The following is a 13,717-nucleotide window of genomic DNA, read 5'->3' as shown; positions in this document are numbered from 1 at the left end:
CGCCCCGACGCCCGAAAGACTCGCCCGAGTATAGGCACAGCCGATTTGCTGTGCGAATCCCGGCGATTGACGCGGGGATTGGCTCGGCTTGTGAATCCGCGGTCTCAGGACAGGGTAGCTGCCTTGTCAACTCCAATGGCGAACTCGGTTGTCGTGCCTTTATTATTAATCGGCTAATAAATGGTAGGGCTCGGGAAAAACACCGCGGATTAATCGGGATTGGATGGCCCATTTATCCAACGTGCCGCTGTCAAAACCGAGGCGATTACCCGTCGCTGATCAATCGCCACAGTGGCTGTCCACTCGCTTGGTATTTGCGCTCGAACGGCGTCATGGGCGGCTCGTTATCCTTGACCGGTTCGACTCGGGCGGTGCGGCCATGAAATTCCAGGGCCAGCGCGAGCTCCTCGAGGTACACCCGCCAGTTGCTGCGTGACTCGAGTCGGCCGCCCAGGGCCACCACGCTGGGAAACACCGGATGGGCATGGAAACGCCGCTTCAAATGGCGCGGTTTGGGTTCCGGGTTGGGATAGAGCAGGTAGTGGCGTGCCGGTGTCCAGCCGGCTTGCCGGGCCAGTCGCCAGAAGTCGACCAGGTCGGCACGCACCAGCAGGCAGTTGGGCGGTGTGTCGGGTCGCTGGCGCGACAGGCGATCGGCCGAGCGGTCGACGCCGATCACCCAGTGGTCGGGGTAGCGGCGGGCGAGCAGGCGGCTGCTGTCGCCGGTGCCGCAGCCCGAGTCGAGGATCAGCGGACGATCGACGGCGGCCATCCGCGCGGTCACCTGGTCGAAGGCGTTGCGGTTGTAGTCGGCGATCGGCTTGGCGAAGAGGCGCTGCGCGTGGCGCCGCAGCTGGCGTTCGAGGTCGTCGTGCGGACCGGTCTGGCTCGAGGTGACCGAGCGAGACACCCCACCGGTCGGGGTGTCATCCGTCCCGCCACCCGTCACCTCTGGACGCCGGGGACGATCGGCGTCACTCATCGGCCGTCGACGTCGTGACCGGTTGGCGGCGTACCCGATCGCTTAGCAGGATGCCGGCCCAGCGCGTTTGCGGGCTCGAATCCAGGGCGAGCTTCGCGATCATGGTCAGCGGCACGGCGAGCAGCATGCCGATCGGTCCGAACACCCAGCCCCAGACCAGCAGCGAGATCAGCACGATCACCGGCGAGAGGCCCAGTGTCCGGCCCAGCAGGCGCGGTTCCAGGATGCTGCCGATGCTGATGTTGACCACCAGGTACAGCGCACCGACCAGCAGCAGGTCCAGCGGGGAGCCGCTGACCACGGTGACCAGCAAGGCCGGTACCGCGGCGATGAACGAGCCGATGGTGGGGATGAAGTTGAGCAGGCCCGCGAGGATGCCCCAGAGGATGGCGAAATCGATCCCCAGCCAGGAGAGACCCACGCCCACCAGCACGCCGGTGACCACGCTCGCCCCGGTCTTGATCAGCAGATAACGGTAGACGGAACGCAGAAAGCGCCGGGTCCGTACCCGCGCCCGGCGACGACCGGGGAAGGCGGCGGCGAGCTTGTCGGCAAGCGTGCGCTCCTCGAGCAACAGGAACATGAACGCCAGCAGCACGAGCAGGGTGCTCGCGGTGAACTGGCCCAATCCGGTCGCGATGCCGGTGGCCGTGCCCGTGATCGTGCTCGTGGCCGGCAACGGGATCTGTGCCGGCAGCAGTTCCGGGGGCGCGCCACGTTCGGCAAGCATGGTGCGGATCTGCTCCAGCCACCCGGCAAGCTTCGCCTGGTAGGCCGGGGCCTGCGTCGCCAGGCTTTCGGCGGCGCCCTGCAGGGCGAGAAAGAGCAGGAAGAAGGCCAGGCCCACGAGCGAGAACAGGAACAGGATCGAGATTAGGCCGGGCACGCCGCGACGCTGCATCCAGGCCATCGGCGGGGCGCTGATGATGGCGAGAAAGGCGGCCAGCAGGAACGGCGTGACGATATGGCTGACCGTCTTCAATCCCGCGAGCAGGATGAACACCGCCGCGGCGCCCAACAGCCAGGTGAGCGCGCCCGGTCGATGCGAGGGCGGGGTGTCGACGATCATGCCGAGGTCTCCTCGCCCGTCGCGATGCCGTGCTGTCGCAACAGCGGCTCGATGCTGGGCTCACGCCCGCGGAATGCCTTGAACAGGGCCAGCGGGTCCTCGCTGCCACCGCGCTCGAGTATGTGGACCAGGAAGTCGGAACCGGCACGCTCGTTGAACACGCCGTCCTCCTCGAAACGCGACCAGGCATCCGCCGAGAGGACCTCGGCCCACTTGTAGCTGTAGTAGCCCGCGGCATAGCCACCGGCAAAAATGTGCGCGAAGCCATGCTGGAAACGGTTGTAGGCCGGTGGCTGGATCACCGCGACCGAGTCGCGTACCTCGTCCAGCGTTTCCTGGATGCGCGCGCCGGTGGCCGGGTCGAAGTCCTGATGCAGGAGCAGGTCGAACAGCGAGAACTCGAGTTGCCGGACCATCTGCATGCCGGCCTGGAACTGGCGCGCGGCGCGCATCCGCTCGAACAGATCGGCCGGCAGCGGCTCGTTCGTGTCGACGTGACGAGCGAACAGGTCGAGCGCCTCGCGCTCCCAGCACCAGTTCTCCAGGAACTGGCTGGGCAGTTCCACGGCATCCCAGGCGACCCCGCTGATCCCGGCCACCCCGGCGGCATCCACCTGGGTGAGCAGGTGATGCAGGCCGTGCCCGAACTCGTGAAACAGCGTGGTGACCTCGTCGTGGGTGAGCAGGGAAGGCTTGCCGCCCACCGGCGGGGTGAAATTGCAGGTGAGAAAGGCGGCCGGTTGCTGGATGCTGCCGTCGGGCAGTCGTCGGCGCTGGATGGCACCGGCCATCCACGCCCCGCCACGCTTGTTGGCCCGCGCGTACAGATCCAGGTAGAAGCGGCCACGCGGGTTGCCGTCGCGGTCCTCGACCTCGAAAAACCGCACGTCCTCATGCCAGGTGGGGACGTCCTCGCGTTCGCGCACGCGGATGCCGAACAGGCGACCCACCACCGTGAACAGGCCCTCGACTACCCGGTCGGCCGGGAAGTAGGGCTTGAGCTGCTTCTGGGAAATCGCGAACCGCGCCTCGCGGAGCTTCTCGCCGTAGAAGGCGATATCCCAGGGCTGCAGGGTCTGCGGGCCGCCGGAATCGCGGGCGAAGGCCTGCAAGTCGGCCAACTCGCGCCGGGCCTTGGGCACGGCCTGGTCGGCAAGCTCGCGCAGGAAGGCGAGCACCTCGGCCGGGTCGCTCGCCATCTTGGTGGCCAGCGAGCGCTGGGCGTAGTTATCGAATCCGAGCAGTTGCGCCAGTTCGTGACGGATCTCGAGGATGCGGTCCATGATCGGCCCGTTATCCCACTCCCCGGCATGTGGGCCCACCTCGGAGGCGCGCGTGACGAACGCCTCGTAGAGCGTCTCGCGTAAGGCGCGATCCTCGGCGTGGGTCATCACGGCGTTGAAGCTGGGCATTTTCAGAGTGATGCGCCAGCCCGGACGGTCGGCGTTTTCGGCCGCCTGACGGAACAGGGCGCGTGCCGAATCCGGCAGGCCGGCCAGGCGGGATTCGTCCTCGATGTCCAGCGACCAGGCATTGGTGGCATCCAGCAGGTTGTTGGCGAACCGTGTCGTCAATTGCGACAACTCGCTCTTCAATGCCTTGAACCGCGCCTTGTCACCGGCCTCCAGGTGGACCCCGGCCAGGCGAAAGTCACGGATGGCGTTTTCCACCACGCGGCGCTGTTCCACCGAAAGGGCTTCGAAGTCGTCACGCTCGCTGACGGCGCGGTAGGCCGCGAACAGGGCCTCGTTCTGGCCAAGATCGGTCGAGTAGTCGGAGAGTTTGGGCAGGCAGGCCTCGTAGGCGGACCGCAGTTCCGGCGTGTTGACCACGGCGTTCAGGTGGCTCACCGGCGACCAGGCGCGGTCCAGCCGGTCCTCCAGCGCCTCCATGGGGGCGACGAAGTTATCCCAGGTGAACGGCGCACCCTCGGCGAGGCGCGCGTCGATGGCGGCCCGGTTTTCGCTGAGGATCTGCTCGATGGCCGGCTCGACATGGTCCGGGGCAATACGGTCGAAGGCCGGCAGGTCGGGGGTATCCAGCAAGGGGTTGGACATGTGTATCTCTCGACGTGATAAGGCAACGGATGACCGCGCAGATTAGCATTTTTGCCTCGATCCCCGATTAGCGTGTGGCAGCGGGGCGGTCGTGGAACTACGCTGAATACGTTTGCGTGAATCCCCACGCCCCGATGGCGTGGCGGCGCCAACGATCAGGCCCATGACCGGTATCCCAATGAATCCCAGCCAACGCGTTTCGCTCGTCCCCCGAACCCTCCTCGCGGCCGTCTTCCTGTCGCTGCCACTGGTGGTCACCGCGGTCGACGCCGCCGAACCGCCGCGCGTGGTGACCGAGTCGGCCGCGCCCACCGAAATCATCGAGGTGGTCGAGCTCGACGGGACGGTGCGCAGCCTGCGTACCGCGGCGCTGTCGGTGGAGATCGCCGGCCTCGTCGCGGCCGTGCTGGTGGAGACCGGTGATCGCGTGACCGCCGGTACGCCGTTGTTCGAACTGGACAGCGAGCTTGAGCGACTGGCCGTGGCAAGCCTGGAGGCCGAGCGACGCCAGGCACTCGCCGCGCGCCGCGAGGCGGTGCGTCGGCTGGACGAGGCCCGTTCGGTGGGCGCCGGGCGCAATATCGCCGAGACCGAGGTGCAGGCACGCGCGAGTGCCGTCGAGCAAGCCGAGGCACGTCTGGCGGCCGTCTCGGCAACCCTCGAACGAGGCCAGGCCCGTCTCGATCGACATCGGCTAGTCGCGCCGTTCGATGGCGTGGTCACCGAACGGCTTGCCGAACGCGGCGAGTGGGTGGTGCCCGGCGAGGCGCTGATCCACCTGGTCGACCGCGACACCCTGCGCCTGGATTTCCCGGTGCCGCAACGCTACTTCCCGCTGGTGGGCGAGCAGGCGGAGCTTCGCTTCCGCCTCGACGGTACCGGGATGGACTGGCAGGCCGCCGGCATCGCCACGGTGGTGCCGGTGGCCGATGCCACGTCCCGCACCTTCCTGGTTCGTGGCGAGCCCAGTGGCGATGTCTCGGTATTACCCGGCATGGCGGTCGAGGGACGGTTGCGCCTGGCCACCGGTCGCGACGGCCTGACCGTTGCGCGCGATGCCGTGCAGCGCTATCCGGATGGCCGGACCACGGTGTGGGTGCTCGACGAGGGCGAGGGCCAGACCGTGACCGAGCGCCAGATCGAGCTTGCCGACGGGTTCGATGATCGCGTGGTAATCACCGCCGGGATCGAGGCGGGCGACCGGGTGATTGTGCGTGGCAACGAGGCGCTGGAACGCGGGATGGAAGTCCGAGTCGGCCCGCTTGAGAACGAGGAGTCGCGTTGATGTTTGCCGCGGTGGTCCGGCACGGCACGCTGGTTACGGTCATCACCCTGATCATCGCGATACTGGGTGCCGTGGCGGCACTGCGTATCCCGGTGCAGATGATCCCGGATCTGGATGTGCGCACCATCACGGTCGAGACGCGCTGGCCGGGAGCGACGCCGCAGGACATCGAGAAAGACATCCTGATCGAGCAGGAACGGTACCTGCGCAATATCCCCGGCCTGGCCGAACTCAACGCCACGGCCACCAGCGACTCGGCCGAGATCGAGCTGGAGTTCCCGTTCGGCACCGACATCACCGAGGCGCTGATCGAGGTCAACAACGCACTGAGCCAGGTGCCGGACTACCCGCGCAACGTCGACGAGCCGAGGATCGCGGCCACGTCGTTCTCGTCGAACGCCTTCATGTATTTCCGGGTGGCGACCTCGCCCGACAACCCGCACGGGCTCGACATCGACCTGATGCGCGATTTCATCGATGACGAGGTGCGCCCGCGCATGGAGAGCGTGCCCGGGGTCTCGGAGGTCACCATGCGCGGCGGGGCGGAACGGCAGATGCAGATCCACGTCGACGAGCGTCAGCTCGCCCGGCGGGGACTGACCCTGCTCGATTTGCGCGATGCCATCCGGGCCCGCAACCAGGACATCTCCGGCGGGGAGGTGGATGCCGGTAAGCGACGCTACCTGTTGCGTACGGTCGGGCGTTTCGCCAGCGCCGAGGAACTCGAGCGCCTGGTGATCGCCCGGCGTGGCGATGCCGTGATCCGCCTGGGTGATGTGGCCGAGGTCGAGCAGGGCGGTTCGCGCCAGCGGGCACTGGCGTTCACCAACGGCCAGAAGGTAATCGGGCTGCAGGTGCGGCGCGAGAGCGGCTCGAACGTCATCGACATCAAGTACGCGATGATCGATGAAGTCGAGCGCATCAACGACGAGGTGCTCGAGCCGGCCGGCATGGTGCTCGAGCTCAACACCGACGATGCGCGCTACGTGCAGGCCTCGATCAGGAACGTCTGGACCAACCTCGGCCTGGGCGCGGCCTTCGCCACCCTGGTGATGTTCCTGTTCCTGCGTTCGCCTCGCGCCACCCTGGTCGGCGTGATCGGGATTCCGCTGTGCGCGATCGCGGCGTTCCTGGGGCTCCTGGTCACGGGACGAACCATCAATGTCATCTCGCTTGCCGGTGTCGCATTTGCCATCGGCATGACCGTCGACAACAGCATCGTGGTGCTGGAGAACATCGAACGTCTGCGGCGGCGTGGCATGGCGCGGCTGGAATCGGCGGTCGAGGGTGTGCGCGAGGTCTGGCCGGCGGTGCTGGCCTCGACGGCCACCACGGTGCTGGTGTTCCTGCCGATCCTGTTTATCCAGGAAGAGGCGGGCCAGTTGTATTCGGATGTCGCCATCGCGATCGCCTCGGCCATCGTCGCCTCCATGCTGGTGGCGGTGATGGTGATTCCCACCCTGAGCGCGCACCTCGATTTCGGGCGCTCGGGGCGGGAGGGCGCCCGGACGCCTGGTTGGGCGCGCGCGGTCGAGGCCGGCGTGAAGGCAATGATCGGCTCAAGGGCACGTCGCGGCTTGACCATGGCCGTGGTGTTGGCGGGTAGCGCGTCGATCGTGGTGTTTCTGACGCCCCCGGCGGAATACCTGCCGGAAGGGGAAGAACCCAAGACCTTCGCGGTGATGAACGCGCCGCCGGGCTACAACCTCGAGGAGATGGCCCGCATCGCCGGGGAGGTCGAGGCGCACCTGCTCCCGGCGGTGGACGCCGACCCGGGCGCGTTCGAGCGCGGCGACACGCCGGTGCCGCCGATTCGCAACCTCGTGATGCAAGTGCAACCGACCCAGATCCGGGTGATCTCGGAGACGATCGATCCCGATCATATCGAGCCGTTGATGGACGAGATCACCCGATTCTACGAGCAGTACCCGGGCATGCGGGCATTTGCCGCCAAGGGGTCGATCATCTCGAGCAACGATGGCGGCACGCGCAGTATCTCGCTGGATATCGCCGGCTCGGATCTCGCCGATATCTACGCGGTGGCCAATCGCGCCTACGAGCGTGCCGAGATCATCTTCGACGATCCGCGCATCCAGACTCGCCCCTCGACACTGGAGCTTGCCCAGCCGTTGGTCGAGATCCGCCCGGACTGGGACCGGGCCGCCGAACTGGGATTGAGCATGGAGGCGATCGGCTTTTCCGTCTCGGCACTCACCGAAGGGGCCTACGTCGACGATTTCTTCCTCGACGACGACAAGATTGACATCTATCTCTACGGCTCGGGGGGCAGCGACCCGCGCCTGGCACGACTGGACGAGATCCTGCTGAAAAGCTCGCAGGGCGCGAGCCTGCCGCTCTCCTCGGTCGCGCGCATCGATACGCGCGTCGACACCAGCATCGTTCGTCGCGTCGATGGCAAGCGGATGGTGACGCTCGACATCATCCCGCCGGAATCCGTCGCACTCGAGGCCGGTGTCGAGCGGGTGCGCGAGCAACTGGTCGGCGAGATGCGTGCCTCGGGCGAGATCCCGGCCGGGGTGAGCCTGTCGATTTCCGGCGCGTCGGACCAGCTAAACGCCACCCGCGAGGCGCTCTCCGGCAACTTCGTCATTGCCCTGGCGATTATCTACCTGCTGCTGGTGGCGATCTTCACCCACTGGCGCTACCCGCTGCTGATCATGACCGCCATCCCATTGGGCATCGCCGGGGGCATCGCGGGGCTCGCGCTGATGAACCTGGTGGGCGGTCTGCTGCCGCTGGTCGGCTTGAAGGCCATCAGTCAGCCGTTCGACATGATCACCATGCTCGGCTTCCTGATCCTGATGGGGACGGTGGTCAACAACCCCATCCTCCTGGTCGAGCAGGCGCGGCGGAGCTTCGCCGAGGGACGTGACGCGGTCGAGGCGGTCATGGAGGCGGTGGCGGTGCGCCTGCGCCCGATCGTGATGACCACGCTCACCACCATCAGCGGCCTCTCCCCGCTGGTGCTGATCCCGGGCGAGGGCACCGAGCTCTATCGCGGGGTCGGCGCGATCGTGATGTTCGGCCTGCTGGGCGCGACCATCGTGACCCTGACCTTCCTGCCCGCCCTGACGGCCAGCGTGCTCGGGATCGCCCAGCGGCGGCGTGCACGGATGGCGTGAACGACGGCACAAACAAAAAGCCCCGAGGCGAGGCCCCGGGGCTTTTCTGATCTGGTTGCGGGAGCAGGATTCGAACCTGCGACCTTCGGGTTATGAGCCCGACGAGCTACCGGACTGCTCCATCCCGCGTCTGGTATGGCGCGCATTGTACGCGGACCCGCGATGCTGTCAAGGGAAGGTCTGCACGAATGTCATACCACTCTGGCTTGGCGAGTCGTTCGTGATCCAGGCGCGGTGTCACCGGCGTGCCGGTGGCCACGTCAAGACAGCGCAACGCGGAGCACGGGCGACTCGCCAAGCCCCGCTGGGGGCACCTTGCGCCGGATATCTGCTGCGTTGTCGTCCTTGGATGCGGGAATCACCCTTCCGCGGCGGACGAGCGCCTTGCATCTGCCCGACTCAAGGCGTGCAGAGCGGTATGCCATTCATGCAGACCTTCCCAAGGGAAACCCCGCACGAATCTGAGGTAATACACCGAGCATGAAAAAAGCCCCGAGGGGAGGCCCCGGGGCTTTCTTGAAACTGGTTGCGGGAGCAGGATTCGAACCTGCGACCTTCGGGTTATGAGCCCGACGAGCTACCGGACTGCTCCATCCCGCGAGACGCATTATACACAAGTCGGGGCCGACGTCACCAGTCCGTTACCCCGACACGCCCATCACTTCACCCGCGTGCCCGGCGTGGCCCCCTCGTCGGGCGACAGGATGTGCAGGTCCGAGCCGCCCGAGCCAGCGGCCAGCACCATGCCCTCCGAGAGACCGAACTTCATCTTGCGCGGGGCGAGGTTGGCGACCATCACGGTGTGACGGCCGACCAGGGTGGCCGGGTCGTAGGCGGCCTTGATGCCGGCGAATACCTGCCGAGGCTTTTCCTCGCCGATATCGAGCGACAGGCGCAGCAGCTTGTCCGCCCCCTCGACGTGGTCGGCCTCGAGGATCTTCGCGATGCGCAGGTCGACCGCGCCGAACTGCTGGATGTCGATGGTCGCCGCGATCGGCTCGATCTCGCGTTTCTCGGTCGTCTTCGGCGCGTTGTCGCCGGCCTTGGTCTTGGCCTCGTCGGCGGCGTCCTGCTTGGCCGCCTCGAGCAGGGCCTCGAGCGAGGATTCCTCGATCCGCTGCATCATCGGCTTGAACTTGTTGACCGGGTGGTCGAGCAACGGCTGGTTGAGCCCCTGCCAGGTCAGTGCCTCCACATTGAGGAACTCGGCGGCCTTGGCGGCCAGCTTGGGCAGCACTGGCGAGAGGTAGGTCATCAGCACGGCGAAGGCGTTGATCCCGTCCGTGCAGATGGCCTGCACCTCGGCGCGGGTGGCCTCGTCCTTGGCCAGCACCCAGGGCTTGCGCTCGTCGATGTACTGGTTGGCGCGGTCGGCCAGCGCCATGATCTCGCGCATGGCGGCCGAGTACTCGCGGCGTTCGTAGCGCTGGGCGATGCCGGCGGCCGCATCGGTCATTTCGCGATGCAGTTCCGGGCGCTCGAGCTCGGCGGCGAGTTTGCCGTCGAAATGCTTCTTGATGAACCCCGCGCAACGGCTGGCGATGTTGACCACCTTGCCGACCAGGTCCGCGTTGACGCGGTAGCGGAAGTCCTCGAGGTTGAGGTCGATGTCGTCGATACCCGAGCCGAGCTTGGCGGCGAAGTAGTAACGCAGGGCCTCGGGGTCGAGGTGCTCGAGGTAGGTCTTGGCCTTGATGAAGGTGCCGCGCGACTTGCTCATCTTCTCGCCGTTCAGGGTGAGAAAGCCGTGGGCGTGGATCGCGTCCGGGGTGCGCATGCCCGCGCCCATCAGGGTCGCCGGCCAGAACAGGGTGTGGAAGTAGGCGATGTCCTTGCCGATGAAGTGCACCAGCTCGGTGTCGGCATCCTTGCCCCAGAACGCGTCGAAGTCGAGCCCCTCGCGACGTGCCAGCTCGATGAACGACCCGATGTAGCCGATCGGCGCGTCCAGCCAGACGTAGAAGAACTTGCCCGGGGCGCCCGGGATCTCGAAGCCGAAGTAGGGCGCGTCCCGGGAGATGTCCCACGACTGCAGCCCCGACTCGAACCATTCGTTGAGCTTGGCCTTGATCGAGGGCTGCACCTGGGCGTTGTCGAGCCAGTCCTTGAGCCGATCGCCGATCTTGGGCAGGTCGAAGAAGTAGTGCTCGGAGTCGCGCTCGACCGGCGTGGTGCCGGAAATCACCGACTTGGGGTCCTTGAGCTCGGTCGGCGAGTAGGTCGCCCCGCAGGCCTCGCAGTTGTCGCCGTACTGGTCGTCCGCGCCGCACTTCGGGCAAGTGCCCTTGATGAAGCGATCCGGCAGGAACATCTGCTCGGTCTCGTCGAAGGCCTGCTTGATCGTCTTGCGACTGATCAGCCCGGCGGCATCCAGCTTGCCGAAGATCTCCTCGGCCATCTTGCGGTTGTCGTCGGTGTGCGTGCTGCCGAAGTTGTCGAACCCGATGCCGAACCCCTGGAAGTCCGCCTCGTGGAGCCGATGCATCTTCGCGATCAGTTCCTCCGGGGTGATGCCTTCCTGCTTGGCGCGCAGCATGATGGGGGTGCCGTGGGTATCGTCGGCGCAGACGTACCGGCAGTCGTTGCCGACGAGCTTCTGGGCGCGCACCCAAATATCGGTCTGGATCGTCTCGATCACGTGGCCGAGGTGCAGCGGGCCGTTGGCGTAAGGCAGGGCGGAGGTAACGAGAATCCGGCGTTGGTTGTCCATGCGGGTCCGAGTGTCGTGAACGTGGTGACTGGCCGGGCGGTCGGCGCCGCGAACGGCGCCACGTCCCGGGGGCGACTTTGCTGATGATTGGTTATTCAGGGCGCGGCAGTTTAGCATGCAGGCTCGCCCTGGATTCCGCTCTCTCCGGCAATCGCCTGCCACCGCCGCGGGTGGGTCGGGCAAGACCCGGGTCGCCCCGGTCGAGCCAGAGCGGCAGGCAACGGCATTGATTTTCTCAGGACGTCCGACCGCATGCGTATCGCGATAGTCGCCCCCGACCTCCCGGACGAGGTCATCCCCACCTTTCCCGCCCTGACCGACGCGGCCCGCGCCCGGCCGGGGCTGAAATTCAGCGTGATCACCGGCCCCGCCGCCGCGCCCTGGTACCGGCGTCACCCGGATGTCGACGAGGTGATGGTCTTCGATGGCCCCTCCCTGTTGGCCTCGCGCTGGACGCCGGCAGGTTGGCGCGCCGGCCGGGCCTGGAAGGACGCGCTGAAGGACCATCCGCAACTCGACGCGCTCGAGTACGTGATCGACCCCTTCGGTCGCCCCGAGACACTCGCCATGGCCAAACGCCTCCCGGGCACCGCCGTGGGTATTGCCCGGCCGACCAAAGGGCGGTTGCCGCGCCGCCAGCCCTACGATTCGCAATACCCGGTTCCCGACGACCTGCACCGGGTCCAGGCCGTGCGGGTGCTGCTCGCGGCGGTGCTCGAATACTCCCTGCACGACCTGAACCCCGACTACGGCCTCTCGATCGAGGCCGAACCCGTGGTCACCGACTTGCTGATCGACCCGAGTGGCCTGCCGTTCGACGAGCATGGCCTCACCACGATCCGTCGCCGACTGGCGGAAACCGGTGTGAGTCTCGATGACGTGTCCGCCAACCCGCCGGCGGATCTGGATGAGTGGCAGCGTCGCCTGACGCAAAGCCGTTACGTGCTGGTCGGCAATAACCGTTGCGGTTGGCTCGCCGCCGCGTTCGGTATCCCGGGGGTGTGCGTCTGCCGGGACGGCGAGGCCAAGCACGATGGGGTTATCACCACGCGACGGTCGCGGCAGAAATTGATCAACGTCGACCGCGCCCCGATGAACCAGGCCGAGATCGTGGTGGAATCGATCATCCAGGTGATCACCCACGGCGAGGCGCCGATCGAGCTGCCCGACGATCCCTCGGCCGAACCTCCGGGCGCCGCGCCGCCCGACTCCGATGGCGAGGCGCGCGATGGTCGTCAGGGCATCGAGGCCGCGTCCGAGAAGTGACGAGTCCGGCTCCTTCGGGAAACGGCCGGCCTGCCTTTGAGTGGGTCGAGTCCTATCCCTTGACCAATACCCTCCGGCTGCCGGCGTCGGCCGAGCGCCTGCTGCGGCTTAACGATCTCTCCGAGGCCACGCTGGCAACGCCGGTCGTGGCCGACTGGTTGGCCGATGCGGCCACGCGGGTCGTCGCCGGCGGATCGAATGTGGTCTTCGCCACCCCCATTATTGCCCAGGCCGTGAGTGTTGCCGCCGACGACTGGACGGCGAGTGCCGCAGGCGATGGCCGGATTGATCTGTCGGTCGAGGCCGGGAAGGGGGTGGACGCGTTGGTGCGCGAGACCACCGCGCGCGGCTGGTTCGGCATCGAGGCGCTGGCCGAGATCCCGGGCACCGTGGGTGCCGCCCCGATGCAGAACGTCGGGGCGTACGGCACCGAAATCAGTGACGTCACGCGTTGGGTGGAGGCCTGGGATCGACGCGAACGCCGAATACGGCGGTTCGATCCCGACGCCTGCGACTTTTCCTATCGCAGCAGCCGATTCAAGCGTGAAGCCGGGCGTTGGTTGATCCTGCGCGTGGGTCTGCGCCTCTCGACCCAGGCGCCCGCCGACTGGCCGCCGGTGGACTACCCGGGTGTCGAGGAGGCGGTCGATCGGTGGTCCCGGAGGACCGGGCGCGAGCGCGAGGCGATCTCACCGGCCGAGTATGCCGAGGTCATTACCGCGATCCGCCGCGCCAAGCTGCCGGACTGGCGTGAAGGCTGGCCGGGCAGTGCCGGCAGTTTCTTTCACAATCCCATCGTGAGCGAACACGTCGCCGAGCGGCTTGCCCTCCGCTGGCCCGGGATGCCACGTTTTCCGGTCGTCGGCGGGGTGAAGATCCCGGCGGGGTGGTTGATCGAGACGGTTGGGATGAAGGGATATCGAGACGGCCCGATGGCGGTATCGGCCCGTCATGCCCTGGTACTCGAGCACCACGGCGGGGCGACGGGGCCCGAATTTCTCCAGTTTGCCGAATCGGTGCGTCACCGGGTGGCCGAGGTCACGGGTATCGAGTTGGCGATCGAGCCCGAGTGCGTGACCCGGCGATAGAGAACATCAATGGAAACAAAACGAATTAATCATTAGAAAAATAAATAGCGCATAAGTAACGTTGCTCGTGTCGGTCGGGACGTCCCGGCCGGTGCATCCCCACAGTCTTCAACGATG

At 66.7% G+C, this 13,717-nt stretch carries 8 protein-coding genes and 2 tRNA genes; 4 read left to right on the top strand and 6 right to left on the bottom strand.

The annotated features are described in order from the left end of the window. Positions 1-265: 265 nt before the first annotated feature. Genes trmB through prlC form a run of 3 tightly spaced genes read right to left on the bottom strand, consistent with a single transcriptional unit; the run spans position 266 to position 4,108 of the window. A complete protein-coding gene (trmB, locus tag LV475_RS09145; protein WP_250106173.1) occupies positions 266-982 on the bottom strand; it encodes a tRNA (guanine(46)-N(7))-methyltransferase TrmB in 717 nt (238 codons plus the stop codon). Beyond that, positions 975-2,051, bottom strand: coding sequence for an AI-2E family transporter (locus LV475_RS09140; protein WP_250106172.1), 1,077 nt, complete (start codon positions 2,049-2,051; stop codon positions 975-977). Before LV475_RS09140 ends, trmB begins: the two co-directional genes overlap by 8 nt. Next, on the bottom strand, positions 2,048-4,108 hold the full coding sequence (gene prlC / locus LV475_RS09135) for an oligopeptidase A (protein ID WP_250106171.1): 2,061 nt from the start codon (positions 4,106-4,108) through the stop codon (positions 2,048-2,050). The genes LV475_RS09140 and prlC overlap by 4 nt, the downstream gene beginning before the upstream one ends. A 163-nt stretch (positions 4,109-4,271) precedes the next feature. Between prlC and LV475_RS09130 the strand changes: the two genes are divergently transcribed. Together LV475_RS09130 and LV475_RS09125 are read left to right on the top strand one after the other, a co-directional pair. Next, entirely contained in the window at positions 4,272-5,393 is a 1,122-nt protein-coding gene (locus tag LV475_RS09130; protein ID WP_136866155.1) for an efflux RND transporter periplasmic adaptor subunit, read from the top strand. Further along, complete coding sequence (locus LV475_RS09125; protein WP_250106170.1) at positions 5,393-8,536, top strand: efflux RND transporter permease subunit; 3,144 nt, start codon at positions 5,393-5,395, stop codon at positions 8,534-8,536. The genes LV475_RS09130 and LV475_RS09125 overlap by 1 nt, the downstream gene beginning before the upstream one ends. A gap of 52 nt (positions 8,537-8,588) precedes the next feature. On the opposite strand, the gene LV475_RS09120 is transcribed toward LV475_RS09125, so the two are convergent. The 3 genes from LV475_RS09120 to metG all read right to left on the bottom strand — a co-directional run bounded on the left by LV475_RS09120 (position 8,589) and on the right by metG (position 11,246). After that, positions 8,589-8,665 (bottom strand) — tRNA-Met (locus LV475_RS09120). Between the two features lie 394 nt (positions 8,666-9,059). Continuing rightward, positions 9,060-9,136, bottom strand: a tRNA-Met gene (locus tag LV475_RS09115). Positions 9,137-9,194: 58 nt separating this feature from the next. Further along, positions 9,195-11,246, bottom strand: coding sequence for a methionine--tRNA ligase (metG, locus tag LV475_RS09110; protein ID WP_250106169.1), 2,052 nt, complete (start codon positions 11,244-11,246; stop codon positions 9,195-9,197). A 252-nt stretch (positions 11,247-11,498) separates the two neighbouring features. On the opposite strand from metG, the gene LV475_RS09105 reads away from it, so the two are divergent. Next, a complete protein-coding gene (locus LV475_RS09105; protein WP_250106168.1) occupies positions 11,499-12,512 on the top strand; it encodes a glycosyltransferase family 9 protein in 1,014 nt (337 codons plus the stop codon). A 59-nt stretch (positions 12,513-12,571) separates the two neighbouring features. After that, entirely contained in the window at positions 12,572-13,600 is a 1,029-nt protein-coding gene (murB, locus tag LV475_RS09100; protein ID WP_250106167.1) for a UDP-N-acetylmuramate dehydrogenase, read from the top strand. Positions 13,601-13,717: the final 117 nt, after the last annotated feature.

Source organism: Guyparkeria hydrothermalis (assembly GCF_023555375.1).
GTDB classification, from domain to species: domain Bacteria; phylum Pseudomonadota; class Gammaproteobacteria; order Halothiobacillales; family Halothiobacillaceae; genus Guyparkeria; species Guyparkeria hydrothermalis.
This window is presented reverse-complemented; position numbering and strand designations above follow the sequence as displayed.